Origin of the sequence: Curtobacterium sp. VKM Ac-2852 (assembly GCF_013205045.1) — a bacterium.
GTDB lineage: Bacteria > Actinomycetota > Actinomycetes > Actinomycetales > Microbacteriaceae > Curtobacterium > Curtobacterium flaccumfaciens.
The window spans coordinates 735,042-760,234 of record NZ_JABMLI010000002.1; the positions used below are offsets into that span (position 1 = coordinate 735,042).

At 71.2% G+C, this 25,193-nt stretch carries 22 protein-coding genes; all 22 read right to left on the bottom strand.

What is annotated here, in order from left to right:
• Position 1: 1 nt before the first annotated feature.
• The 22 genes from metK to HQQ79_RS10020 all read right to left on the bottom strand — a co-directional run bounded on the left by metK (position 2) and on the right by HQQ79_RS10020 (position 25,094).
• A complete protein-coding gene (gene metK / locus HQQ79_RS09915) occupies positions 2-1,213 on the bottom strand; it encodes a methionine adenosyltransferase (RefSeq protein ID WP_110858970.1) in 1,212 nt (403 codons plus the stop codon).
• A gap of 5 nt (positions 1,214-1,218) precedes the next feature.
• Positions 1,219-1,482, bottom strand: a complete 264-nt coding sequence (gene rpoZ, locus HQQ79_RS09920) for a DNA-directed RNA polymerase subunit omega (RefSeq protein WP_017887186.1) — start codon at positions 1,480-1,482, stop codon at positions 1,219-1,221.
• A gap of 27 nt (positions 1,483-1,509) precedes the next feature.
• Positions 1,510-2,433 (bottom strand): guanylate kinase, encoded by a 924-nt coding sequence (gene gmk, locus HQQ79_RS09925; RefSeq protein WP_232536487.1) that lies wholly within the window; start codon positions 2,431-2,433, stop codon positions 1,510-1,512.
• Positions 2,430-3,314, bottom strand: a complete 885-nt coding sequence (pyrF, locus tag HQQ79_RS09930; RefSeq protein WP_367948084.1) for an orotidine-5'-phosphate decarboxylase — start codon at positions 3,312-3,314, stop codon at positions 2,430-2,432. Before pyrF ends, gmk begins: the two co-directional genes overlap by 4 nt.
• An 11-nt stretch (positions 3,315-3,325) precedes the next feature.
• A complete protein-coding gene (carB, locus tag HQQ79_RS09935; RefSeq protein ID WP_173033997.1) occupies positions 3,326-6,619 on the bottom strand; it encodes a carbamoyl-phosphate synthase large subunit in 3,294 nt (1,097 codons plus the stop codon).
• Positions 6,619-7,818, bottom strand: coding sequence for a glutamine-hydrolyzing carbamoyl-phosphate synthase small subunit (carA, locus tag HQQ79_RS09940; RefSeq protein ID WP_173034006.1), 1,200 nt, complete (start codon positions 7,816-7,818; stop codon positions 6,619-6,621). The genes carB and carA overlap by 1 nt, the downstream gene beginning before the upstream one ends.
• Positions 7,815-8,378 carry a hypothetical protein gene (locus tag HQQ79_RS09945; RefSeq protein ID WP_051596738.1) on the bottom strand — a complete coding sequence of 188 codons (564 nt, stop codon included), beginning with the start codon at positions 8,376-8,378 and terminating at the stop codon, positions 7,815-7,817. Before HQQ79_RS09945 ends, carA begins: the two co-directional genes overlap by 4 nt.
• Positions 8,375-9,733, bottom strand: coding sequence for a dihydroorotase (locus HQQ79_RS09950; protein WP_173034008.1), 1,359 nt, complete (start codon positions 9,731-9,733; stop codon positions 8,375-8,377). The genes HQQ79_RS09945 and HQQ79_RS09950 overlap by 4 nt, the downstream gene beginning before the upstream one ends.
• Positions 9,730-10,704, bottom strand: a complete 975-nt coding sequence (locus HQQ79_RS09955) for an aspartate carbamoyltransferase catalytic subunit (RefSeq protein WP_173034010.1) — start codon at positions 10,702-10,704, stop codon at positions 9,730-9,732. The genes HQQ79_RS09950 and HQQ79_RS09955 overlap by 4 nt, the downstream gene beginning before the upstream one ends.
• Entirely contained in the window at positions 10,704-11,270 is a 567-nt protein-coding gene (gene pyrR / locus HQQ79_RS09960) for a bifunctional pyr operon transcriptional regulator/uracil phosphoribosyltransferase PyrR (protein ID WP_173034012.1), read from the bottom strand. Before pyrR ends, HQQ79_RS09955 begins: the two co-directional genes overlap by 1 nt.
• A 57-nt stretch (positions 11,271-11,327) precedes the next feature.
• Positions 11,328-11,780, bottom strand: a complete 453-nt coding sequence (gene nusB / locus HQQ79_RS09965) for a transcription antitermination factor NusB (RefSeq protein ID WP_027465744.1) — start codon at positions 11,778-11,780, stop codon at positions 11,328-11,330.
• Between the two features lie 11 nt (positions 11,781-11,791).
• The gene (efp, locus tag HQQ79_RS09970) at positions 11,792-12,355 is read right to left on the bottom strand and encodes an elongation factor P (RefSeq protein WP_027465745.1); all 564 of its coding nucleotides are present in this window, start codon (positions 12,353-12,355) and stop codon (positions 11,792-11,794) included.
• 110 nt (positions 12,356-12,465) lie between these two features.
• On the bottom strand, positions 12,466-14,157 hold the full coding sequence (locus HQQ79_RS09975) for an AarF/ABC1/UbiB kinase family protein (protein WP_071403714.1): 1,692 nt from the start codon (positions 14,155-14,157) through the stop codon (positions 12,466-12,468).
• Positions 14,158-14,473: 316 nt separating this feature from the next.
• Entirely contained in the window at positions 14,474-15,571 is a 1,098-nt protein-coding gene (gene aroB, locus HQQ79_RS09980; RefSeq protein ID WP_173034014.1) for a 3-dehydroquinate synthase, read from the bottom strand.
• Positions 15,568-16,191: a shikimate kinase gene (locus tag HQQ79_RS09985; RefSeq protein WP_173034016.1), complete on the bottom strand. Its 624-nt coding sequence runs from the start codon at positions 16,189-16,191 to the stop codon at positions 15,568-15,570. The genes aroB and HQQ79_RS09985 overlap by 4 nt, the downstream gene beginning before the upstream one ends.
• Positions 16,188-17,408: a chorismate synthase gene (gene aroC, locus HQQ79_RS09990; RefSeq protein ID WP_027465748.1), complete on the bottom strand. Its 1,221-nt coding sequence runs from the start codon at positions 17,406-17,408 to the stop codon at positions 16,188-16,190. Before aroC ends, HQQ79_RS09985 begins: the two co-directional genes overlap by 4 nt.
• A gap of 43 nt (positions 17,409-17,451) precedes the next feature.
• Positions 17,452-19,011 carry an endolytic transglycosylase MltG gene (mltG, locus tag HQQ79_RS09995; protein ID WP_254066184.1) on the bottom strand — a complete coding sequence of 520 codons (1,560 nt, stop codon included), beginning with the start codon at positions 19,009-19,011 and terminating at the stop codon, positions 17,452-17,454.
• A gap of 93 nt (positions 19,012-19,104) precedes the next feature.
• On the bottom strand, positions 19,105-19,548 hold the full coding sequence (gene ruvX, locus HQQ79_RS10000) for a Holliday junction resolvase RuvX (RefSeq protein ID WP_173034350.1): 444 nt from the start codon (positions 19,546-19,548) through the stop codon (positions 19,105-19,107).
• A gap of 8 nt (positions 19,549-19,556) precedes the next feature.
• Positions 19,557-22,214, bottom strand: a complete 2,658-nt coding sequence (alaS, locus tag HQQ79_RS10005; RefSeq protein WP_173034018.1) for an alanine--tRNA ligase — start codon at positions 22,212-22,214, stop codon at positions 19,557-19,559.
• 59 nt (positions 22,215-22,273) lie between these two features.
• Positions 22,274-22,456: a hypothetical protein gene (locus HQQ79_RS10010; protein ID WP_027465751.1), complete on the bottom strand. Its 183-nt coding sequence runs from the start codon at positions 22,454-22,456 to the stop codon at positions 22,274-22,276.
• Positions 22,457-22,877: 421 nt separating this feature from the next.
• Positions 22,878-23,507 carry a 30S ribosomal protein S4 gene (gene rpsD, locus HQQ79_RS10015; protein WP_017887166.1) on the bottom strand — a complete coding sequence of 210 codons (630 nt, stop codon included), beginning with the start codon at positions 23,505-23,507 and terminating at the stop codon, positions 22,878-22,880.
• 234 nt (positions 23,508-23,741) lie between these two features.
• Positions 23,742-25,094: a replication-associated recombination protein A gene (locus tag HQQ79_RS10020; protein WP_173034020.1), complete on the bottom strand. Its 1,353-nt coding sequence runs from the start codon at positions 25,092-25,094 to the stop codon at positions 23,742-23,744.
• Positions 25,095-25,193 lie beyond the last annotated feature (99 nt).

Here is a 25,193-nt window from a genome sequence, read left to right on the forward strand (position 1 = left end):
TTCAGACGGTCGCGGCGACGAGTCCTGCGGCGGCGCGGAGTTCCTCGACACGGTCGAGCTGCTCCCACGTGAACCCGGGGAGCTCGCGGCCGAAGTGGCCGTAGGTCGCGGTCTGCGCGTAGATCGGTCGGAGCAGGTCGAGGTCGCGGATGATCGCGGCCGGACGCAGGTCGAACACCTGGCGGATGGCGGCCTCGATCGTGGCGTCGTCGACGTGTCCGGTGCCGAAGGTCTCGACGTAGAGCCCGACGGGCTTCGCACGGCCGATCGCGTACGCGACCTGCACCTCGAGCCGGTCGGCGAGCCCCGCGGCGACCGCGTTCTTGGCGACCCAGCGCAGCGCGTACGCCGCCGAACGGTCGACCTTCGACGGGTCCTTGCCGCTGAACGCGCCGCCACCGTGACGGGAGGCCCCGCCGTAGGTGTCGACGATCACCTTGCGGCCGGTGAGCCCGGCGTCGCCCTGGGGGCCGCCGATCTCGAAGCGACCGGTCGGGTTCACGATGACGTCGACGTGCGACGAGTCGAGGTCGACCAGGTCGAGGACCGGACGGATCACGTGCTCGGTGATCGCGGCGGTGAGCTCGTCGAGCGTGACGCTCGGCGAGTGCTGCGTGGAGAGCACGACGGTCTCGACGGTCTTCGGCACGACGCCGTCGTACCCGATGGTGACCTGGGTCTTGCCGTCCGGGCGCAGGAACGACAGCTCGCCCGACTTCCGGACCGCGGCCAGGCGCTCGGCCAGGCGGTGCGCCAGCCAGATCGCGACCGGCATGTACTCGGGGGTCTCGTTCGTCGCGAAGCCGAACATGATGCCCTGGTCGCCGGCGCCCTGACGGTCGAGCGGGTCGACCGCACCGGTGCGGGAGTCGAGCGACTCGTCCACACCCTGCGCGATGTCCGGCGACTGCGCACCGATCGAGACCTCGACACCACAGGTGGCACCGTCGAACGAGACGTCCGACGAGTTGTAGCCGATCCCGGTGATGACGTCACGGACGAGCTTGGGGATCTCGACGTAGCCGGAGGTCGTGACCTCGCCGGCGACGTGCACGAGCCCGGTGGTCACCATCGTCTCGACGGCGACGCGCGCGTTCGGGTCGACCGTGAGCAGTGCGTCGAGGATGCTGTCCGAGATCTGGTCGCAGATCTTGTCGGGGTGCCCCTCGGTCACCGACTCGGACGTGAAGAGGCGGAGAGCAGCTGCAGTCACCGGGATCAGTCGGTGGGCTGCTGCTGCTTGGTGACGGTGAGCTTGTCCTCGTTGATCTCGTGGAGCGCGACGGACAGCGGCTTGTCGTCGATCGTCGAGTCGACAAGCGGTCCGACGTTGTCGAAGAGCGAGCCCTCGTGCAGGTCGGCGTAGTAGTCGTTGATCTGGCGGGCGCGCTTGGACGCGAAGATGACGAGCGCGTACTTCGACTCGACCTTGCTGAGCAGGTCGTCGATGGGCGGGTCGATGATGCCCTGGGGGTTGGCCATGGTGTCTCCTCGAAGTCAGTGCACCCGTCAGGGCGCAGAGAACAAGTCTACGACCTCACGTGCCGCGGTGCCGACATCGGAGTTCACGATCCGCACGTCGAACTCGTCCTGGGCGGCCAGCTCGACCTTCGCGGTCTCGAGGCGACGCGCTTGTTCCTCCGCGGATTCGGTCCCGCGGCCGATGAGCCGGCGCACCAGTTCCTCCCACGTCGGGGGCAGCAGGAACACGAGCACCGCCTCGGGCATGGCGTCGCGGACCTGCCGGGCGCCCTGCAGGTCGATCTCGAGCATGACCTTCTCGCCGGCGTCGAGCGCGCGGTCGATCGGCGGGCGCGGGGTGCCGTAGCGGTACGAGTTGTGGACGGTCGCCCACTCGAGCAGCTCGCGGTCGCGGATCATGCGGTCGAACTCGTCGTCGTCCACGAAGTAGTAGTGCACGCCGTCGACCTCGCCGGGGCGCGGCTTCCGGGTGGTGGCCGAGACGCTGAGGTTGACGTCCGGGTAGTGCTGTCGGATGTGCGCGCTGACCGTGCCCTTGCCGACCGCGGTGGGTCCGGCGAGCACGACGAGCTTCGAGGCACCACGCTTGCGACCGCGGGCGGCGAGCCAGTCGGCCAGGGCCGCGCGCTGCCGGGTCCCCAGGCCACCGAGGCGCTTCGACGGTGCGATCCGCAGGGACCCCATGATCGCCTCGGCTCGCGCGGGGCCGATGCCCGGCAGGCTCACCAGCAGGTCACGGACCCGCAGCGAGCGTTCGGCCGAGGTCGTCTCGACCAGCGAGTCGTCCCACGCGGCACGGGCGACGTCGAGCGCGGAGCGCTCCCCCGACGCGATCGCGGCCTTCACCGCGGCCCGGGCGCGTCGCGCGGCCACGGCGGCCTTCGCCGCGGCGACGCGGTCGACCTCTGGCGGGGTGCGGTGGGCGGGCAGGCCCTCGTGGTCGTCGGTCACGCTGCCGCCGCCAGTGCGGTGCGGATGCGATCGGCGCGGTCGGCGACGAGCGCCGCGGCACCGTCCGGACCGTCGGTCAGCAGGCCGCGCGACTCGCTCACGAGCACCTGCTCGGCACGCGCGCCGTACAGCGCACGGAGGTCCTCGATGCGGGCGCCCTGGGCACCGAAGCCCGGAGCGAGGACCGGCGCGGTGCCGATCGCGTCCGCGTCGATGCCGAAGTCGTCGAGGTGAAGGGTCGCGCCGAGCACGAGCCCGACGTCGCCGAGGGCCTGATCGCCCACGGACCGGTTGTCGTCTGCCACGTCCAAGACGATACCGGCCGCGACCGTCCGGCCGGTACGCGGTCCCTCGGCGAGCACCGCGGTCTGCAGCACCCGGGCCTCGGGGTTGCTCGTCGCCGCGAGCACGAAGACCCCGGCACCGTTCCGGCGCGCGACGTCGATCGTGCCCCGGAGCGAGTCGTACCCGAGGTACGGCGACACGGTCATCGCGTCGGCCGCGAACGGCCCGTCGCGGTCGAGCCACGCGAGCGCGTAGTCGTCACCGGTGGTCCCGATGTCGCCCCGCTTCACGTCGGCGACGACCAGGAGGCCCGCATCGCGTGCCCGGCGGATCGTCGCGTCGAGCGCACGGTAGCCCGCAACCCCCGCCGCCTCGAAGAAGGCGACCTGCGGCTTCACGATCGCCGCGCGGCCGGCGGCCGCGTCGACCAGGGTCGCGCCGAACGCCGTGAGGCCCTGCTCGTCGCGGGCGAGCCCCCACGCCGCCAGAGTGGCGGCGTGGGGGTCGATCCCGACGCAGAGCGGTGAACGCTCCCCCATGGCGGACGCGAGGCGGACGCCGAAGGAGGCCGGGCCTCCAGACCGGGGCGTGTCCACGATGGCAGCCGTCACCAGGTCGCGCGCTCGCGCGCGTAGTCCTGCAGGCTGCGGACGTTGAGCGGCGAGCCGATCGTCTCGATCGCCGCGACGGCCGCCCCGATCTGCGCGATCGTCGTGAAGAGCGGCTTGTCCGCCGCCACCGTGGCCGCACGGATCTCGTACCCGTCCGCACGACCGGCGGCACCCGACGGCGTGTTGATGACGATGTCGACCTCGCCCGTGGCGAGCAGGTCGACGACGCTCTCGCCGCCCTGGCTGTACTTGCCGACGATCCCGACCTCGATGCCGTTGCGGCGGAGGATCTCCGCCGTGCCCTCGGTCGCGATGATCGTGAAGCCGAGCTGCTGCAGGCGGTGCACCGGCAGCACGATCGCACGCTTGTCGGTGTCGGCGACGCTCACGAAGACCGTGCCGCTGGTCGGCAGGCCGCCGTACGCGGCGTCCTGCGACTTGAGGAACGCCCGCGGGAAGTCGCGGTCGATGCCCATGACCTCGCCGGTGGAGCGCATCTCGGGGCTGAGCACCGAGTCGACGACCTGGCCCTCGCGGGTGCGGAAGCGACGGAAGGGCAGCACGGCCTCCTTCACGGCGACCGGCGACTGCGCGGGCACGAACGCGCCGTCACGCTCGGGCAGCATGCCCTCGGCGACGAGCTCGGCGACCGTGGTGCCGGTCATGATGCGGGACGCGGCCTTGGCCAGCGGGATGCCGAGCGCCTTCGAGACGAAGGGCACCGTGCGGCTGGCGCGCGGGTTCGCCTCGAGGACGTAGAGCACGCCGGCGCCGATGGCGAACTGGACGTTGAGCAGGCCCTGCACGCCGATGCCGCGGGCGATCTTCTCGGTCGCGTCGACGACGCCCTGGATCTCCGCGCGGCCGAGGCCGACCGGGGGCAGGGTGCACGCCGAGTCACCGGAGTGGATGCCGGCCTCTTCGAGGTGCTCCATGATGCCGCCGATGTACAGCCGCTCGCCGTCGAAGAGCGCGTCGACGTCGATCTCGACGGCGTCGTCCAGGAACCGGTCGACCAGCAGCGGGAGCTCCGGGCCGATGATCGCCTGGTCGGCCATCCGGTCGAAGTAGTCCGCCAGCGACGGGGAGTCGTACAGGATCTCCATGCCGCGCCCGCCGAGCACGAACGACGGGCGGACGAGGACGGGGTACCCGATCTCCTCGGCCACCGTGGTCGCGCTCGCCAGGTCGTGGGCCGTGCCGTTCCGCGGTGCGAGCAGACCGGCGGCGTCGAGGATGGCGGAGAACTGTCCGCGCTCCTCGGCCGAGTCGATCGCGGTCGGGCTGGTGCCGAGGATCGGGATGCCCGCGGCCTCGAGCGGCTTCGCCAGGCCCAGGGCGGTCTGACCACCGAGCTGCACGACGACACCGACGAGCTCGCCGGACGCGGCCTCGGCCTCGATGACCTCGAGGACGTCCTCGGCGGTCAGGGGCTCGAAGTACAGGCGGTCCGAGGTGTCGTAGTCGGTCGACACGGTCTCGGGGTTGCAGTTGATCATGATCGTCTCGAACCCGGCGGCGCTCAGCGCGAAGGACGCGTGCACGCAGGAGTAGTCGAACTCGACGCCCTGTCCGATGCGGTTCGGGCCGGAGCCGAGGATGACGACCTTCTTGCGGTCGCTCGGGACGACCTCGGTCTCGGTGTCGTACGACGAGTAGTGGTACGGCGTCAGGGCCGGGAACTCGCCGGCGCAGGTGTCGACCGTCTTGAAGACGGGCCGGATGCCCTGGGCGTGCCGCTCGTCGCGGACCTGCTGCTCGGAGACCGGTGCCGCGTCCGAGCTGCGCAGGCTCGCGATCTGGGTGTCGCTGAAGCCGTGCTCCTTCGCCCAGCGCAGGGTGTCCGCGTCGAGGGACTCGGCGGCACGGACCTCGTTCGCGACCTCGTTGATGAGCACGATCTGGTCGATGAACCAGGGGTCGATCTTGGTGGCCTCGAAGACCTCGTCCGCGGTGGCGCCCGCGACCAGGGCCTGCTGGACCGTGACGATGCGACCGTCGGTCGGGATCGACGACTTCGCCAGCAGGGCGTCCTTGTCGAGCTCGGCCGCCGGGGTGTCCCAGTGGAAGCTCGACCCGCGCTTCTCGAGCGAGCGCAGCGACTTCTGCAGTGCGGTGGCGTAGTTCCGGCCGATGGCCATCGCCTCGCCGACGCTCTTCATCGTCGTGGTGAGGGTGGCGTCGGCGGCCGGGAACTTCTCGAACGCGAACCGCGGGGTCTTCACGACCACGTAGTCGAGCGTCGGCTCGAAGCTCGCCGGGGTGACCTTCGTGATGTCGTTCTCGATCTCGTCGAGCCGGTAGCCGATGGCGAGCTTCGCCGCGATCTTGGCGATCGGGAAGCCCGTGGCCTTCGACGCGAGGGCCGACGAGCGGGACACGCGGGGGTTCATCTCGATGACGATGACGCGGCCGTTGGACGGGTCGACGGCGAACTGGATGTTGCAGCCGCCGGTGTCGACACCGACGCGACGGATGATGTCGATGCCGATGTTCCGCATGTTCTGGTACTCGCGGTCGGTCAGGGTCAGCGCGGGGGCGACCGTGATCGAGTCACCGGTGTGGACACCGACCGGGTCGACGTTCTCGATGGAGCAGATGACGACGGTGTTGTCGTAGTTGTCGCGCATGAGCTCGAGCTCGTACTCCTTCCAGCCGAGGATGGACTCCTCGAGCAGGACCTCGGTCGTCGGGCTGGACTGCAGCCCGTCGCCGACGAAGCGGACGAGTTCGGCCTCGTTGTAGGCGAAGCCCGAGCCGAGGCCGCCCATGGTGAAGGACGGGCGGACGACCAGCGGGTACCCGAGGTCCTTCGCGAACTCCTTCGCTTCTTCGAGCGTGTGCGCGATGTGGCTGCGGGCGACGTCGGCGCCGGACTCGAGCACGAGCTCCTTGAAGAGCTGACGGTCCTCGCCGCGCTGGATCGCCTCGACCTTGGCACCGATGAGCTCGACGCCGTGCTTGGTGAGGATGCCGGCCTCGTCGAGCGCGATGGCCGCGTTCAGGGCCGTCTGGCCGCCGAGGGTCGGCAGGACGGCGTCCGGCTTCTCGATGCGGATGATCTCCTCGAGCGACGCGTTCGTGATCGGCTCGATGTAGGTCGCGTCGGCGAAGTCGGGGTCGGTCATGATCGTCGCCGGGTTCGGGTTGACCAGGATGACCCGGACGCCCTCGGCCCGGAGGACGCGGCACGCCTGGGTGCCGGAGTAGTCGAACTCGGCGGCCTGACCGATGACGATCGGGCCGGAACCGATGACGAGGACGGAGTTGATGTCTGCGCGCTTGGGCATCAGTTCGCTTCCTTGGTGATGTCTGCTGCGGGGGTCGTGGCGTCGGCGGTGGCCGCGTCGAGCGGCTCCCCGTCGCGACGCTCGCGCACCATGTCCGCGAACCGGTCGAAGAGGTACATGCTGTCGTGCGGTCCGGCGGCGGCCTCGGGGTGGTACTGCACGCTGAACGCCGGCACGTCGAGCGCGCGGAGGCCCTCGACCACGTTGTCGTTCAGCGAGTAGTGCGAGACCTCGACCCGACCGAACCCGGCCGGGGACTCGAGGACCTCGCCGAGGGGTGCGTCGACCGCGAAGCCGTGGTTCTGGCTCGTGATCTCGACCTTGCCCGTGGTCGTGTCGAGCACCGGCTGGTTGATGCCGCGGTGGCCGAAGGGCAGCTTGTAGGTGCCGAAGCCGAGCGCACGGCCGAGCAGCTGGTTGCCGAAGCAGATGCCGAAGAACGGCCGGCCGGTGCGCAGGCTGTCCTGCAGCAGTTCCACCTGCGCGTCCGACGCGGCGGGGTCGCCGGGGCCGTTCGAGTAGAACAGGGCGTCCGGTGCGAGGGCTTCCAGCTCCGGAGCGGAGATGTCCTGCGGCACCACGTGCACCTCGAAACCGCGGGCGGCGAGGTACCGGGTGGTCGAGGCCTTCACGCCGAGGTCGAGCACGGCCAGGGTGCCGATCTGCTCGCCGACGGCGGGGACGACGTAGGTCTCCGGGGTGGACACGACCGCCGAGAAGCTCGCGCCGGCCATCGTCGCCTGCGACACGACCGCGTCCAGCTGCTCCGACTCCGGCAGTGCCGCGTCCGCACCGCTGAAGACGCCGCCCTTCATGGCGCCGGCGTCACGGATGCGGCGGGTGAGCGCGCGGGTGTCGATGCCGGAGATACCGACGATGCCGTCGCGCACCAGGTGGTCGTCGAGCGTGGCGTTCGCGCGGTGGTTCGACACCACGCGACTGGGGTCGCGCACGACGTACCCGGCGACCCAGATGCGACGGGACTCGGGGTCCTCGTCGTTCACGCCCGTGTTGCCGATGTGCGGCGCGGTCTGCACCACGATCTGCCCGGCGTAGGAGGGGTCGGTCAGCGTCTCCTGGTAGCCGGTCATGCCGGTCGCGAAGACCACCTCACCGAGCGTGCGCCCACGGGCGCCGTAGGCCCAGCCGTCATACCGGGTGCCGTCTTCGAGGACCAGGACGGCCCGTTCGCGTGTCATGCTTTCTTCCCTTCGCCCGCGGTTCGCGGAGCATCGGCCGCAGTCGCCTGCGGCCCGGTCTCGGTCAGTCCCTGCAGGGCGTGCAGCGCGGCTGCGTCGCCCTCCGGGAACCGGAAGTAGGTGTCCAGGTCCGTCGCACCTGCGGCGCCGGTCGCCGTCCATCGCAGACGGACCAGTCCCCCGGGTTCGACCACTCGGTCGATCGCCCACGTGGAGCGGTCGGCACCGCGGACCGCGTCACGCGCGATCCAGCGGTCGTCCGTGCCGGCGAGGCGCATCACCACGCCGGTCGCGTGGACCGTCACCCCGCCGCGGCCGCGGAACCCGAGGCCGCCTGCGGTGATGCGTTCCAACGGCTGGTCGGCACGGGTCGTCGCGACGGTGAACCCGTCCCACGACCCGACCGCAGGTGCCAGATCGGCCGGTACCCGGACCGGAGGCACGGCTTCCGCCTGCTTCCTGGTCCGCGTCCGCCAGGTGCGCGCCATCGCCACGAACAGGGCGGCGACCGCGAGCAGGATCACCGCGCCGAGGAGCCAGCGCTGGGCGTCGCCGCTCATGCGCGCGCCCCCGTCCGGAGCGCCGCGGCGTGCGCCGCGATCGTCTCCGCGTCGACGACCACGCCGTCGAGCACCGTCGCGTACCCCTGGTGGAAGGTGGCGACGACCCGGCCCGGCAGCGTCATGCCGAGGTACGGCGAGTTCTGCGACTGCCCGGCGAGGTCGGTGACCGCGAACTCGCGACTGGCCGACGGGTCGTAGAGGGTGATCTCGGCGGGGGCGCCCGCGGCGATCCGCTGCCCGTGCTCCTCGACCTGGCCGATCCGCGCCGGTGCCTCGGACAGCACCCGGGCGACGTCGGCCCAGTCGAGCCGGCCGTCGTCGACCACGGCGGCCTGCACCACGCTCAGCGCGGATTCGAGGCCCACCATGCCGTTCGCGGCGGCGGGCCACTCGCAGCACTTCGCCTCGGCGGTGTGCGGTGCGTGGTCGGTCGCGACGATGTCGATGGTGCCGTCGGCCAGGGCCGCGCGGAGTGCCTCGACGTCCTCGCGGGCGCGGAGCGGCGGGTTCACCTTGTAGCGGGCGTCGTACCCGGGGGCACCGTCGTGGCCGGCGATGAGGTCCTCGGTGAGCACCAGGTGGTGCGGCGTGACCTCGGCCGTGACGTCGATGCCGCGGGACTTCGCCCACCGGATCACCTCGACGCTGCCGGCCGTCGAGACGTGGCAGACGTGCAGGCGTGCTCCGACGTGGTCGGCGAGCAGGACGTCGCGGGCGATGATCGCCTCTTCCGCGACGGCGGGCCAGCCGGCGAGGCCGAGCTCCGAGGAGAGTCGGCCCTCGTTCATCTGCGCGCCGATGGTCAGCCGGGGCTCCTGGGCGTGCTGCGCGAGCACTCCGCCGAAGCCCTTGATGTACTCGAGTGCGCGGCGCATGAGCAGCGGGTCGGCCACGCAGGAGCCGTCGTCCGAGAAGACCCGGACCTTCGCCCTGGACGTCGCCATCGCGCCGATCTCGGACAGGTGCGTGCCCTGCAGCCCCTGTGACACGGCGCCGATCGGGCGGACCGTCACGTAGCCGGCGTCGTCCCCGAGGGCCTGGACCTGCTCGACGACCCCGGCGGTGTCCGCGACGGGGCTCGAGTTCGCCATGGCGTTGACGGCGGTGAACCCGCCGGCAGCCGCGGCACGCGAGCCGGTCAGGACCGTCTCGGACTCCTCGTGACCGGGCTCGCGCAGGTGCGTGTGGAGGTCCACGAGACCGGGCAGGGCGATGAGGCCGTCCGCGTCCACGGTGGTGGCGCCGGCCGTGTCGAGACCGGTCCCGACCGCGGTGATGCGCCCGCCCTCCGTTCGGATGTCGGCACGCGAGCCGTCGACCAGCTGCGCGCCACGGATCAGGTGAGCGGTCATGCGGCGGACTCCTTCGCGTCGGTGCCGTTGCCGGCACTGCCCGTCAGGGCGAGGTAGAGGACGGCCATCCGGACCGAGACGCCGTTCTCGACCTGCTCGACGACGGTCGAGCGGGGGTCGTCGGCGGCGACGCCGGCGATCTCGAGTCCGCGGTTCATCGGACCGGGGTGCATGATCAGCGTGCGCTCGGACAGCCGCCCGAAGCGCGCCGCCGTCAGGCCCCAGTGCCGCGTGTACTCGCGCGGGTTCGGGAAGAAGGCGTCGTTCATGCGTTCCTGCTGGATGCGGAGCGTCATGACGACGTCCGGGTCCTCGGCCAGGGCGGTGTCGAGGTCGTGGTGCACCGCGGCGCCGAACGGGGTCGGGGTGGCGGGCAGCAGTGTCGGCGGCGCGGCGAACGTCACGCTCGCCCCGAGGGTGCGGAGCAGCCACGCGTTCGACCGGGCGACCCGGCTGTGCAGCACGTCGCCGATGATCAGGACGCGCACGCCGTCGAGGCCCTGGCCGCGCGAGCCGGTGCCGTGCAGGCGGCGGCGCATGGTGAAGGCGTCGAGCAGCGCCTGCGTCGGGTGCTCGTGGGTCCCGTCACCGGCATTGACCACCGGCACGTCGATCCAATCGGCGTCGGCGAGCACCCGCGGGGCGCCTGAGGCACCGTGGCGCATGACGATGCCGTCGATGCCCATCGCGCCGAGGGTCTGCACGGTGTCCTTCAGGGATTCGCCCTTCGAGACGCTCGAGCCCTTCGCGGCGAAGTTCAGGACGTCGGCGGACAGGCGCTTCGCCGCGGCCTCGAACGAGATCCGCGTGCGCGTGGAGTCCTCGAAGAACAGGTTCACCACGGTCTTGCCGCGCAGGGCCGGGAGCTTCCGGACCTCGCGCGTGTTGACCTCGGCCATCTCCTCGGCGACGTCGAGGATGTGGACGGCCTGGTCGCGGGACAGGTCGGCGGTGGAGAGCAGGTGCCGCATCACGCCACCCCCTGCTCGATGAACACGGTGTCGTCGCCGTCGGTCTCGGCCAGGTGCAGCGTGACCCGCTCGTCGGACGCGGTCGGCAGGTTCTTGCCCACGTGGTCCGCACGGATCGGAAGGTCGCGGTGGCCGCGGTCGACGAGCACGGCGAGCCGGACGGCTCGCGGCCGTCCGATGCCCTGCAGCGCGTCGAGCGCGGCGCGGACGGTGCGGCCGGAGTAGAGCACGTCGTCGACGAGCACGACGACCTTGCCGTCGATGCCGCCGGCGGGGATGACCGTCCGGTGCGGCGCGCGACCGATGCCGTGGCCGAGGTCGTCCCGGTGCATGGTGACGTCGAGCGTGCCGACACGCTCCGTCCCGATGCCGCCGGCGGCCGAGGACCACTCCGGCTCGATGCCGGCCAGGATCCGGCCGAGGCGTTCCGCCAGGACGGCACCCCGGGTCGGGATGCCGAGGAGCACGAGGTCCGAGCCCCCGTGGTTGGCTTCGAGGATCTCGTGCGCGATGCGTGTCAGGGCACGCGTGATGTCGGGCTGTTGCAGGACCGTTCTGGTTCCCACGTCGACCCCCTTCCCCGCCTCACTGGACGGCATTAAAGGATGCTGACGTGGTCAACCCTACCGGGACTCCTGGTCTCCTGCGACCGTCCGACCGGACGGTGCGCGACCGCCGGCGACGGCCCCGAGCACGCCGTTGACGAAGCCCGCCGAGTCCTCGGTGGACAGCGACTGCGCGAGCTCGACCGCCTCGGCGATGGCGACGGCGTCGGGGACCTCCGGGTTGAACCGGAGCTCCCAGACGGCCATCCGCAGGATGCAGCGGTCGAGGACCGGCATCCGGGCGATCGACCAGCCCTGGGCGTGGTCGACGATGACGGAGTCGATCTCGTGACGGGCGTCATCGACACCGGTGACGATCTGGCGGGCGTAGTCCCAGCTGGAGGCACGCTCCGGCTGGTCCAGGTGCCGGACCGTCTCGGTGGCGAGCACGTCCGCGATCGGCAGCTCCCGCACCTCGGCCACGTACAGCATGTCGAGGGCGCGCTTGCGGGCCTTCGAACGAGCACTCATACGGTCAGCGCCTAGGAGTTGACGCGGCCGAGGAAGCTGCCGTCGCGCGTGTCGATCTTCACCAGGGTTCCGCTCTCCAGGTACAGCGGGACCTGGATGCGGTGGCCGGTCGCGATGATGGTCGCGTCCTTGGTGCCACCGGAGGAACGGTCGCCCTGCAGGCCGGGCTCGGTCTCGACCTCGGTGACGATCGACGTCGGGAGCTCGACGTACAGCGGGTTGCCCTCGTTCATCGCGATGGTGACCATCGCGGACTCGAGCAGGTAGTTCTTGGCGTCGCCGACCACGGTCGCGGAGACCGGGATCTGGTCGTACGTGTCGGTGTCCATGAACACGTAGGAGTCGCCGTCCTCGTAGAGGAACTGGTAGTCACGACGGTCGACGGTCGCGGTGTCGATCTTCGCGCCGGCGTTGAACGTGCGGTCGACGACCTTGCCGGAGACGACGTTCTTGAGCTTCGTGCGGACGAACGCGCCGCCCTTGCCCGGCTTGACGTGCTGGAACTCGACGACCGACCACAGCTGGCCGTCGATGATGAGAACGGCGCCGTTCTTGATGTCTGTGGTACTGGCCATGAGTCGTCGGTGTCCCGTTCGGTCGTGTTGTGAAGTGTCCTCGGGCCGCGGACGGCCCCGGACGAGTGTAGCGGACGCCCGCCCGGCGGCCGGAGCGGTGCGCGCCGCGGTCAGCGCCGCCGCCGGGCGAGCCAGGCGTCGATCGCCGCCCAGCCGAGCAGCACGACCGCCGCTCCCCCGAGCAACCCGCCCGCGACCCCGGTGGACAGGGCCGCCGTCGGTCGCGCCGGCAACGACAGGTAGACGATCGCCAGGATCCCCGCCCCCGCGCCGAGCAGCACGAGCAGGATGCGCCGGATCATGCCGGACACGAGCTGCCGGTCGCGGCTGTCCGCGAAGAGCCGGATGTTCACCGTGAACCGTCCGGTCTCGATCGCCTCGCCGATGCGGTCCACCCGGCGGGGCAGGCGACGGGCGGCCGACACGACGCCGAGCAGTTCCTTCGCCGCGAGGTCGCGGAGCTTGCCGGGCCGGAGCTGGTCGGTGATCTGCTCCCGGGCGAGTCCGCGGGACTCCTCGAGCAGGTCGAACGACGGTGCGAGCGTGCGGAGGGTGCCCTCGAAGATGGCCAGGGCACGGGCCGCGGCGACGAAGTCCGGCGGCGGCTTCAACCGGTACCGCCCGAAGACCTCGACCGCGTCGTCCACGGTGTCGACACCGATGCGCGCACCCGGGCCGAGCTCGTCCGCGACGAAGCGGGCGATGTCCCGACGGAAGTCGGGCTCGTCGTGCGCATCGCGCACGGGGGCCATCCGCAGGACCGCATCGGCGATCCGCGATGTGTCGTCCTGCAGGTAGGCGGCCAACAGGTCCTGGACCGTGTCCCGGAGACCCGGGTCGAGCCTCCCGACCGATCCGAAGTCGATCAACGCGGGCCGCCCGTCGGGCAGCACCAGGACGTTCCCCGGGTGCAGGTCCGCGTGGTATAGGCCGTCGAAGACGACCTGGCGCAGGAAGGCGCGGAGGATCGCGCGCATCGGCGCGTCGAGGTCGCGCTCGGAACGCTCGGCGCGGATCGCGCTGAGGGTGTCGCCCTCCAGGAACTCCATCACGAGCACACGCCGGCCGGACAGGTCCGGGTAGGGGTCCGGGAACCGGACCTCGTCCGGACGCGCGCTGCGGGCCTGGGCCGCACGCAGCGCCGTGAGGTTCCGGAGCTCGGAGACGAAGTCGACCTGCCGGATCAGGTCGTCCGCGTACTGGCCGGCGATGTCCTGCACCCCGACCTGCCGCGCCTCGGTCGACCACCGGGCCATGAACCGGACGACCCGCAGCGCGATGTCGACGTCGCGGCGCACCGCGGCGTCGATCCCCGGCCGCTGCACCTTCACGGCGACCGCGGTGCCGTCGGGCAGCCGGGCGCGGTGCACCTGCGCGATGGACGCCGCTGCGACGGGCACCGGGTCGAAGGTCGCGAAGACCTGGTCGACCGGGGCACCGAGCTCCTGCTCGAGGAGCGCACGGACCTCGTCCGCCGGCGCCGCCGTGACGTTCCGCTGCAGGTGTGCGAGTCCCTCGGTCCACTCCTCGGGCAGCAGGTCGTCGCGGGTGGAGAGCAGCTGGCCCATCTTCACGAACCCGCCACCGGCTTCCTCGAGCGCTCGGCGCAGGTGCTCGGCCTGGTCGCGACGCAGGTCCGAGGTGGCCGGGTCGTGCGAGAAGTCGAGACGACGGAACGGCACCAGGTGGTGGCGGCGGGCGATCGAGAGGAGTTCGGTGAAGCGTCGACCGCGGGAGCGCAGGGTGCCGGTGTCGGCATCGCGCGGGCCGGAGAGGTCGCTCAGTCGGGGTGGGGTGGGCACGCCCGCCAGTCTGCTCCCCGGTGCTGGGTCCGCAGCGTGCGGGTGGCCCGGTCCGTCGCGTCGCTCTGTCCTCTTCCACAGCCTGGAGGCCCGGCGCGGCTTCCACAGGTCGGCGCGGGCCCGGCGCGGGGCTCGGTCATGGAGCGGACACTCGTGCCGTGGAGACAGCACTGATCGCGGCGTGCATCGCCGCCGGAGCGGCGATCGTCAGCTGGTTCGGGGCGTGGCCTGGCATCGGTTCACCTGGGTCACCGTCTCGACGCGTGTCACCTGGTGGTGGCGCAGGACGCGACGGGTCCTGCGCTGACCGGCGTGGCTAGACGCCGACCTCCTGGTAGGCCGTGAAGAGCAGGTGGTCCTCGGGGCCCTCGAGCACGACGGGCTTGCCGACGCCGTCCAGGATGATGAACCGCAGCATGCCGGCACGGGCCTTCTTGTCGCGACGCATCGTGGCGAGCAGCCCCTGCCACCGACCGACACCGTACGAGGTCGGCAGGTCGAGCGACTCGAGGATCGCCCGGTGCCGCTCGACCGTGGCGTCGTCCAGGTGGCCCGTGAGTCGGGCGAGTTCGGCGGCGAACACCATGCCGACCGACACCGCCGCCCCGTGGCGCCACTGGTACCGCTCGGCGTGCTCGATCGCGTGCCCGAGGGTGTGTCCGTAGTTCAGGATCTCGCGTCGGCCCTGCTCGGTGAAGTCGTCCGAGACGACCTCGGCCTTGAGCGCGATGGCGAGCTCAACGACCCGCCGGAACTCCGGCGTCGTCGGGTCGGTCACCCGGTCGACGTCGGCCTCGACGATGTCCAGGATCTCGGGCACGGCGATGAACCCGGCCTTCACGATCTCCGCGAAGCCGGTCAGGATCTCGTTGCGCGGCAGCGTGCGGGCGAGGTCGAGGTCCACGACGACGGCGCGGGGGGCGTAGAAGGCGCCGACCAGGTTCTTGCCCTCGTTCGTGTTGATGCCCGTCTTCCCGCCGACGCTGGCGTCCACCATGCCGAGCACGCTGGTCGGGACGGCCACGTACGGCACACCGCGCAGCCAGGTCGCGGCGACGAAGCCGGCCAGGTCGGTGACGGCACCGCCACCGAGGCCGATGACCGCGTCGGTACGGGTGAAGTCGGCCTGTCCCATGATCTGCCAGCAGAACGCCGCGACCTCGACGCGCTTGGCGCCCTCGGCGTCGGGGACCTCGGCGATCAGGGCTTCGAGCCCGGCCTCGACCAGCAGCGCACGGAGCTCGTTCGCCCGGGCACCGAGCGTCGGAGAGTGCACGATGAGGACCTTGGCGACACGCGGGCCCAGGATCGCGGGCAGGGCGCCGAGCAGGTCCGTGCCGACGGCCACCGTGTAGCCGTCGTCACCGCCGACCCGGATCTCGGTGGTCCCGGCGGGCAGGGTCGACTCGGTCACGGTGCTCCTTCGGTGCTGGTGGTGCTGCTGGTCGTGCTGCCGGGCGCGACGGTGGTGCCGCTGCGCTCGGTGGCGCCGTCGTCGCTGCGCTCGGTGGCGCCGGCGTCGCTGCGCAGCCACGTGACGACCTCGTCGACCACGCGGGACATCGGCCGGCGGGACGTGTCGACCACGACGTGCGCGAGCTCGGCGTAGGTGGCGGCCCGCTCATCCATGATCGTCTGCCAGGCGTCGATCCCGCCGTTCGCCAGCAGGGGCCGGTCGGACCCGGCGATGCGGTCGGCGACGGCCTCGGGCGACACGGTGAGCAGGACGATGCGCGCCCCGCCCAGGGCCTGCCGGGTGTCCGCGTGGGTGACGGCTCCCCCGCCCACGGCGATCACGCCGCCGGCGGCCATCGCTGCCCGGACGGCCTCGGCTTCGAGCGCGCGGAACGCCGGCTCACCGTGGTCGGCGAAGATCCCGGGGATTGGTCCGTGCTCGCGCACGATGACCCGGTCAGTGTCCGTGAACGGGACGCCGAGGGCCTTCGCCACCCGCTTGCCGACGCTCGACTTGCCGGCGCCCATCGGTCCGATGACGACCACGGGCGCGTCGGCGCGTCGGACGTCGGCGCTCACAGGTCGGTCGAGGTCGCCGACGGTTCCGTCCGGCGCGTCCGCAGGGTCTCCGGGATCGCCGCGAGGTAGGCGTCGAGGTTGCGCTTCGTCTCGACGACGTTGTCGCCGCCGAACTTCTCGAGCACCGCGTCGGCGAGCACCAGGGCCACCATCGCCTCGGCGACGACGCCCGCCGCGGGCACGGCACAGACGTCCGAGCGCTGGTGGTGCGCCGAGGCGTCCTCACCGGAGACGACGTCCACGGTGTGCAGGGCGTGCGGGATGGTCGCGATCGGCTTCATGCCGGCGCGGACCCGCAGCACGGTGCCCGTGGACATCCCGCCCTCGGTCCCACCGGCGCGGTCGCTCGTGCGGTAGATCTCGCCGTCCTCGCGGTACAGCTCGTCGTGGGCGGCGGAGCCCCGGCGCCCGGCGGTCGCGAAGCCGTCGCCGACCTCGACGCCCTTGATGGCCTGGATCCCCATGATCGCCGCGGCCAGGCGGGCGTCGAGCCGGCGGTCCCAGTGCACGTGCGAGCCGAGGCCCGGCGGGACGCCGTAGAACAGCACCTCGACGACGCCGCCGAGGGTGTCGCCGTCCTTCTTCGCGGCCTCGACCTCGGTGACCATCCGTGCGGAGGTCTCGGGGTCGAAGCAGCGCAGCTGGTCCTCGTCGAGGCGGTCCACGTCATCGGGCAGCGGCAGCTCCGTGCCGTCCGGGACCCGGACGGTCCCGACCTGCAGCGTGTGCGCCACCGAGCGGATGCCGAGTTCGGCCAGGAACGACTTCGCGACGGCGCCGAGCGCCACACGGGCAGCGGTCTCGCGGGCGCTCGCACGCTCCAGGATCGGGCGGGCCTCGTCGAAGCCGTACTTCTGCATGCCGACCAGGTCGGCGTGACCCGGACGCGGTCGGGTGAGCGGGGCACTCCGCCCGCGGGACATCTCGGTCGACTCGATCGGCTCGGGGTTCATGACCTCGACCCACTTCGGCCACTCGGTGTTGCCGATGCGGATCGCGATGGGGCTGCCGAGCGAGTAGCCGTGCCGGACGCCGCCGGACACGTGCAGCTCGTCCTGCTCGAACTTCATCCGCGAGCCACGGCCGTAGCCGAGCTTGCGGCGCGCGAGATCGGCACGGATGGACTCGAACGACACCGGGACACCCGCGGGAAGGCCCTCGAGCATGGCGATCAGTTCGGGTCCGTGGGACTCACCAGCAGTCAACCAACGAAGCATGCGGCAATCCTCCCACAGCGCACCGCCGTGCGACGTCGCCGTCCTACTGGTAGTCGGGGTGCGCCCGGAGCCACGCCTGGAACTGCTTCACCGCGACGAGGTGCTCGTCGTAGGTGTTCGAGAACACCGTCTCACCGGTTTCCAGGTTCACCGTCACGAAGTACAGCCACTTGCCCGGGGCCTCGTTCGTCACGGCCTTGATCGCGATGTCCCCGGGGTTCGAGATCGGTGCAGGCGGCAGCCCCTCGTGCACGTACGTGTTGTACGCGTTCGACTCGTCGGCCCGTTCGGCGTCGGTCGTCGTCACGGTGTGCGTGTTGCCCGTGCCGTAGGCGACGGTGGCGTCGGACTGCAGACGCATGCCCTGGTCGAGGCGGTTCTGGAACACCCGGGCGACCTTCGGGTAGTCGGCCGCGAGGCCGGCTTCCTTCTGCACCAGCGACGCGAAGACGATGGTGCGCTCCTGGTCGGCCTCCTTGACGCCGGCGGCGGACAGGCGCTCCTTCATGGTGTCGACCATCGACTTGAAGTACTGCTCGGCGGTCCAGCCCGGGTTGATCGGGTAGGTCGCGGGGAAGAGCCAGCCCTCAAGCGTCGTGACGCCGGACGGCAGGTCGTAGGCCGACAGGTCCTTCGCGGCCGCGTCGACCTCCTGCTTGGTCAGGCCGGCCTTCGAGACCATCCCGGCCTCGATGTCGGCGAGGGCGGTGCCCTCCGGGATGATGATCGACGCCTGCACGCGGTTCTTCGTGTCCTGCAGTGCCGCGAGCGCGGACTTCGAGCTCATCTGCTTCTTCAGCGCGTACGAACCGGGCTGGAACTGCACGTCCGGCGAGGCCAGCAGGAGCTTGTAGAACACCTTCGAGTCCTTGACGACGCCGCTGCGCTGCAGCGTCGCGGCGACGTTCTCGCCGATGTCGCCCTGCTTGATGGTGATGGTCACCTTCGAGGTGCCGTCGCCGGTGTAGTCGTCGGGCTCCTGCGCGCCGCTGATCGCCGCGATGAGCTGCTGGAACTTGGGGGCGGCGAAGGTGTACGCCCCGACGCCGGCGGCGAGCACCACCGCGACGATGACGAGTCCGGCGACGAGCGGTCCGCGTCGGCGCTTCGGCCGTGGCTCCCGGGGCGGCCTGGAGGCGCGTCCTCCCCCGCCTCGTCCCCCGCGGCCACCGCCTCCCGCGGCGCCACCGCCGCCGGTCACGTCACCGTCGTCCGTCCCGCCGGCCCCGGATCCGCCGCCCGCAGCGGTCGCCCCGGGCTCGGTCGGCAGCTCGCCGGTCAGCAGTGCGGCGACCTCGGGGTGCAGGTCTTCGGGGCGGGTGGCGATCGGCGCGTCGGCGGGTGACGCGGGGCGTTCGTCGCGTGCGGCTGGCGGGGAATCAGTGGTCCGCTCGGCGACCGGCGACTCGTCGGTCGCTGCGACGCGGGCTCGTTCGGCCTCGAGGGCTCGGGCTTCACGTCGGGACATCGGAGGCGGCGGCGGGGTCACCTGACCAGCGTCGTCGCGGTCATCGGTGCCTGTCGTGCGGTCGGAAGTCGCCTTCCGCCGCTCGGCGTCGTTGCCGGGCGCGATGATCGCGTTCCAGTCCAGATCGTCTGCCAACGTCCTCGGTCTCTCGGTCGGGAACTCCACCTGGGCACCGTCGTCCTCGCAGCTGACGACGAGAGCACCCATGTGCGGTACCGGGCAGCCCTGTCAGGGAAGCGTGGCGCCCGGAGGGGCACCGGCACTGCGCTCGTGGTCGAGCGCGTGTTGCAGAATGATAACAGCGGCTGCTTGGTCGATCACGGCCCGGGACTTCTTCGTGTTCTTGCCGGCCTGGTGCAGCCCCCGCTGGGCCGTCACGGTCGACAGTCGTTCGTCGACCAGGCGCACCGGCCGACGCGCCGCGATCCGGGCCGCGAAGACACGGGCGTCCTCGGTGGAGGCCGTGTCCCCGCCCGACATCGACAGGGGCAGCCCGACGACGACCTCGAGCACGTCGTACTCGTCCGCGAGCTCGAGGATCCGCCGGAGGTCCCCCGAGTCGTCACGACGGACGGTCTCGACCGGTGTCGCCAGCAGGCCGTCGCGGTCGCACACGGCGACCCCGATCCGGGCGCGTCCGACGTCCACGCCGAGGCGACGCCCGGACCGGATGCCCACGGTCAGCCCGCGAGCCGTGCGGTCACGGCACGCAGCGCCGCGGGGAGCGCGGCCGCGTCGGTCCCGCCGCCCTGCGCCAGGTCCGGCTTGCCGCCGCCGCCACCACCGAGCACGCCGGCGGCCTCCTTCGCGAGGGGACCCGCCTGCACGCCAGCAGCACGAGCAGCGTCGTTCGTCGCGACGATCACGATGGGCTTGCCACCGACGACCGCCCCGAGCACGACGACGGCCGCGCCGTCACCGAGCTGGCCCCGCACGCCGGTGGCGAGCGAGCGCAGGTCATCGCCGGACTGCAGGCCGTCGACCGTCTCGGCGACCACGGTGGTGGCACCGACGGTCGTGGCGTTCCGGGCGATGGCGGGCACGCGCTGCTGCAGGTTCGCCGACTCGTACTCGGCGAGCTTCTTCTGGGCGGACCGGAGGTCCTCCATCAGGTTCTGGACGCGGGCCGGCAGGTCGGCCCGGGGTGCCTTGAGCGCGCTGGAGAGCTGCGACACGATCGTGCGTTCGACGGCGAGGTCGCGGAACCCCTCGAGCCCGACCAGTGCCTCGATTCGGCGGTTGGTCGAACCGACGCTCGACTCCCCCACCAGGTTGACGAGCCCGATCTGCGCGCTCGAGGCGACGTGCGTGCCACCGCAGAGCTCGCGGGACCACGGGCCGCCGATGTCGACCATGCGGACCTCGGCGCCGTACTTCTCACCGAACAGGGCCTGTGCCCCGAGGGCCTTCGCCTCGTCGATGGGCAGGATGCGCGTGGAGACCTCGAGGTCGGTGCGGATCGCGGTGTTCACGACCTCCTCGATCTCGGAGCGCGTCTCGAGCGAGACCGGCTGCGACCACGAGAAGTCGAGGCGCATGTAGCCGGACTTGTTGTACGAACCGGCCTGCAGCGCCTCCGGCCCGAGGATGTCGCGGAGGGCAGCGTTGACCAGGTGCGTCGCGGAGTGCGCCTGGGTCGCACCGCGGCGGTACTCCGCGTCGACGACGGTGCTCGCGGCGTCGCCGACGCCGACCTCACCGGAGCGGACCTGCACGGTGTGGCTCCACAGTCCGGAGACCGGTCGCTGGACGTCGAGGACCTCGAGGTCGAACCCGTTGCCGACGATCGAGCCCTGGTCGGCGTCCTGGCCGCCCGACTCCGCGTACAGGGAGGTCTCGCCGAGGATGACCTCGGCGATGTCACCGGCGACCGCACGGTCGACGCTCACGCCACCGACGATGATGCCGAGCACGCGCGTCTCGGCCTCGAGCGCGTCGTAGCCGAGGAACGTCGTCTCGCCCTTCGCCCGGAACGCGCTGTACACGCTCAGGTCGGCGATCGCGGTCTTCTTGCTCTTCGCGTCGGCCTTCGCCCGGGCACGCTGCTCGGACATCAGGGTCTCGAACGCCGTGCGGTCGACGTGGACGCCGGCTTCCTCGGCCATCTCCATCGTCAGGTCGATGGGGAACCCGAAGGTGTCGTGGAGCAGGAACGCCGTGTCGCCGCCGATCGACGGGGCGCCGTCCTGCTTCGCGCGCTCGACGGCGACGTCGAGGATGGTCGTGCCCTGTGCCAGGGTGCGGAGGAAGGTCTCCTCTTCCGCGTAGGCGATGCGGGAGATCCGGTCGTAGTCGGACGCCACCTCGGGGTAGGCGTCGCGCATGGCGTCGCGGGACGCCGGGAAGAGCTCGGGGAACGTGGGGGCCTCGACACCGAGCAGGCGCATCGCGCGGACGGTGCGACGGAGCAGCCGTCGGAGGATGTACCCGCGGCCCTCGTTCGACGGGCTCACGCCGTCGGCGATGAGCATCAGCGAGGAACGGACGTGGTCGGCGATGACGCGCATCCGGACGTCGTCCTCGTGCACGGCACCGTAGCGCCGGCCGGAGATCTCGGCCGCACGGTCGAGCACCGGGCGCACCTGGTCGATCTCGTACATGTTGTCGACGCCCTGCTTGATGAAGGCGACGCGCTCGAGCCCCATGCCGGTGTCGATGTTCTTGTTCGGCAGCTCGCCGGTGATCTCGAAGTCGTACTTCGACCGCACGTCGGCGATCTGGTACTGCATGAAGACGAGGTTCCAGATCTCGACGTAGCGGTCGTCGTCCGTTGCCGGGCCGCCGTCGATGCCGTACTCGGGGCCACGGTCGAAGAAGATCTCCGAGCAGGGACCCGCCGGTCCGGGCTGTCCGGTCGACCAGTAGTTGGTGTCCTTGCCGAGGCGCTGGATCCGCTCGTCGGGCAGCGAGGAGTGCTGCTTCCAGAAGCCGATCGCCTCGTCGTCCTCTTCGTAGACGGTGACCCAGAGGTCATCGGGCGAGAAGCCGAGCCCGCCGTCGGTCTCCGGCTTGGTCAGGAACTCCCAGGCGAACTGGATCGCCTGCTCCTTGAAGTAGTCGCCGAACGAGAAGTTCCCGTTCATCTGGAAGAACGTGCCGTGGCGAGGGGTCTTGCCGACCTCTTCGATGTCGTTCGTGCGGATGCACTTCTGCACGCTCGTCGCCCTCGGGAACGGCGCCGGGATGAGACCGGTCAGGTACGGGATGAACGGCACCATGCCGGCGACCGTGAAGAGGAGCGACGGGTCGTCGGAGACGAGGGACGCGGACGGGACGACGGTGTGGCCGCGGTCACCGAAGTACTGGAGCCAACGGCGGCGGATCTCTGCGGTCTGCATGGTGCTTCCTGGGTTCAGGTCGTGGGTGGAGGAGGGTCGTGGCTGCTCGGTCGGAGCGCTCAGACGTCGGTCCGGAGCTCGGCCTCGCGCGACCGGTAGCCGTCCGCGACGGCTCCCGTGAAGGCCTTCGTCTTGGCGTTCACCTCGGCGAAGAGCCGGGCGCCACCGGAGGTCTGGGCGACCCGGTGTGCGACGGCGAACCCGATGACGATGCCGACGGCGACGAAGAACAGCTGCTTCACGGTGCCTCTCCCTCTGTGCACCCGGGCGGTGCATGCCCGGACAAGCTTAGTCGCCGGGCACTTCCGCGCGTCCCCGTCCGCAAGACGCCGTCGTGTCGGCAGGACGCCGCCGAACTCGGGGGCGTCTCGCGCACCCGGAGGCGCGTCGCGGAGACGACGGCGTGTTGCAGACCTACCTGGGACCGGGCTGGAGGCCGTGCACACGGCGCCCCCCGCGCCTCCCGTCCGCCCCTGCTCACGTCCACTGCCCCACACAAGACACCGTCGTGTCGGCAGGACGCCGCCGAAATCGGGGGCGTCTCGCGCAACCGGACGCGCGTCGATGAGACGACGGCGTGTTGCGAAGCGGAGCCGGTGCCGGAACGCCGAACGGCGGGTCGCCCTCGAGAGGACGACCCGCCGTTCGGGTGTGATCAGTGGATCAGCGAGCTGCGTAGTACTCGACGACGAGCTGCACTTCACACGTCACGGGGACCTCGGCGCGCTTCGGGCGACGCACGAGGCGGGCCTGGAGCTTCTCGATCTCGACCTCGAGGTAGCCCGGGACCTTCGGGAGGACTTCCTGGTGGCCACCGGCAGCGGCGACCTGGAAGGGCTCCATCGACTCGGACTTCGCCTTGACGTGGATCAGCTGGCCCTCCTTGACGCGGAAGGAGGGGCGGTCGACGAGCTTGCCGTCGACCAGGATGTGGCGGTGCACGATCAGCTGACGGGCCTGCGCGGTGGTGCGGGCGAAGCCGGCACGGACCACGAGGGCGTCGAGGCGCTGCTCGAGGAGCTCGACCAGGTTCTCACCGGTCAGGCCCTTCGTCTTGCGGGCCTCTTCGAAGACGATGCGGAGCTGCTTCTCGCGGATGCCGTACTGGGCGCGCAGACGCTGCTTCTCACGGAGGCGGACGGCGTAGTCGCTGTCCGCACGACGGCGCGTACGGCCGTGCTCACCGGGCCCGTAGGGGCGCTTCTCGAGGTAACGGGCAGCCTTCGGCGTCAGCGGGATGCCGAGTGCGCGCGACAGGCGGGTCTTGCTGCGGGTACGTGACTTGGTAGACACAGGGTCCTTTTCTCTGTTCGAACTGAATACTCACCGGAGGCCGGGCACGCGAGTGCCGGTGGCCCCGACGACGGGATCCAGAGGGATGAGCCTGTGGGATCGGACGGCTACAGTCCGAACCTCTGCCCCCGTACCACCGGAGTGGCACTCTGTCCTCGACGCAGCCGTGCTCGAGGACCAGGACGTAGGCCCGGCAATGCTAGCAGCATCGGGGCGAGCGCAGAAGCAGCGACGCTAGTGGCCGCGTGTGATCTTCCGGAGTCGTTCGAGCCGCGGCCCGACCTCGCGCTCGTAGCCGTTGGCCGTCGGCGTGTAGTACTCGGTGCCCTCGAGTGCGTCCGGCAGGTACTGCTGCTCGGCGACCCCGTGTTCGGCGTCGTGCGAGTAGACGTACCCTTTGCCGTGCCCGAGGCGCTTCGCCCCGGCGTAGTGCGCGTCGCGCAGGTGCATCGGGACCGTGCCCATGCGCCCCGCCTTGACGTCGGCCATCGCCTGGTTGACCCCGTTGTAGGCGGCGTTCGACTTCGGCGCGGTCGCCAGGTAGACGACCGCCTCGGCCAGCGGGATCCGCCCCTCGGGCATCCCGATGAGCTGGACGGCCTGGGCCGCCGCGACCGCGATGGGCAGCGCCTGCGGATCGGCCATGCCGATGTCCTCGGACGCGGAGATGATGATCCGCCGCGCGATGAACCGGGAGTCCTCGCCGGCCTCGATCATCCGGGCGAGGTAGTGCAGGGCGGCGTCGACGTCGCTCCCCCGCACCGACTTGATGAACGCGCTGATGACGTCGTAGTGCTCGTCGCCCTGTCGGTCGTATCGCAGCAGGGCCCGGTCGACCGCAGCCGCGACGGTGTCGGCGTCGACGACGGGCACCGTGTCGTCGTCCTCGCCCTGCGCGGCGGTGGCCGACGCCGCCGCGGCCTCGAGCGCCGTCAGGGCACGTCGGGCGTCACCGGACGCGAGCCGGATGATCGCGCTGCGGGCTTCGTCACCGAGGACGACGGCACCGCCGAGCCCGCGGGGGTCCTCCACCGCGCGGTCGACGAGCATGCCGAGGTCGGGATCGGTGAGCGGTTTGAGCGTCAGGAGCAGCGAGCGGGACAGCAGGGGCGAGATGACCGAGAACGACGGGTTCTCGGTGGTGGCGGCGATCAGGATGACCCACCCGTTCTCGACGCCGGGCAGCAGGGCGTCCTGCTGGGCCTTGCTGAACCGGTGGATCTCGTCGAGGAACAGCACCGTGGTCGACCCGTACAGGTCGCGGTGGGTCAGCGCCTTCTCCATGACCTCGCGCACGTCCTTCACGCCGGCGGTCACAGCGGAGAGCTCGACGAACTCGCGGCCGGACTGCCGTGCGATGGCCTGCGCCAGCGTGGTCTTGCCGGTGCCGGGCGGTCCCCACAGGATCACGGAGACCCCGCCGGGGTTCTCACGCGTGCCGGTGGCCAGCTGCACCAGGGGCGAACCCCGGCCGAGCAGGTGCTGTTGACCGGCGACCTCGTCGAGGCTGGTGGGGCGCATCCGGACGGCGAGCGGGACGGAACCCTGCGCGAGACCGGCGCGACCACCCGTCGTGGGTGCGTGCATTCCCGAACGATCCGCTGCCATCCTGCAATCGTAGGCCGGTCCACCGACGCAGGCCGCGCCTCCCTGCTGGTGACGGCGACCGTTCGGCTACGCTCGTTG

Coding starts and splice junctions, on each gene's coding strand:
- rpoZ (WP_017887186.1), bottom strand. CDS start 1,482: ATGGCCAACCCCCAGGGCATCATCGACCCGCCCATCGACGACCTGCTC.
- carB (WP_173033997.1), bottom strand. CDS start 6,619: ATGCCCAAGCGCGCAGACATCAACTCCGTCCTCGTCATCGGTTCCGGC.
- carA (WP_173034006.1), bottom strand. CDS start 7,818: ATGACACGCGAACGGGCCGTCCTGGTCCTCGAAGACGGCACCCGGTAT.
- HQQ79_RS09945 (WP_051596738.1), bottom strand. CDS start 8,378: ATGAGCGGCGACGCCCAGCGCTGGCTCCTCGGCGCGGTGATCCTGCTC.
- HQQ79_RS09950 (WP_173034008.1), bottom strand. CDS start 9,733: ATGACCGCTCACCTGATCCGTGGCGCGCAGCTGGTCGACGGCTCGCGT.
- HQQ79_RS09955 (WP_173034010.1), bottom strand. CDS start 10,704: ATGCGGCACCTGCTCTCCACCGCCGACCTGTCCCGCGACCAGGCCGTC.
- nusB (WP_027465744.1), bottom strand. CDS start 11,780: ATGAGTGCTCGTTCGAAGGCCCGCAAGCGCGCCCTCGACATGCTGTAC.
- efp (WP_027465745.1), bottom strand. CDS start 12,355: ATGGCCAGTACCACAGACATCAAGAACGGCGCCGTTCTCATCATCGAC.
- aroC (WP_027465748.1), bottom strand. CDS start 17,408: ATGCTTCGTTGGTTGACTGCTGGTGAGTCCCACGGACCCGAACTGATC.
- alaS (WP_173034018.1), bottom strand. CDS start 22,214: ATGCAGACCGCAGAGATCCGCCGCCGTTGGCTCCAGTACTTCGGTGAC.
- HQQ79_RS10020 (WP_173034020.1), bottom strand. CDS start 25,094: ATGCACGCACCCACGACGGGTGGTCGCGCCGGTCTCGCGCAGGGTTCC.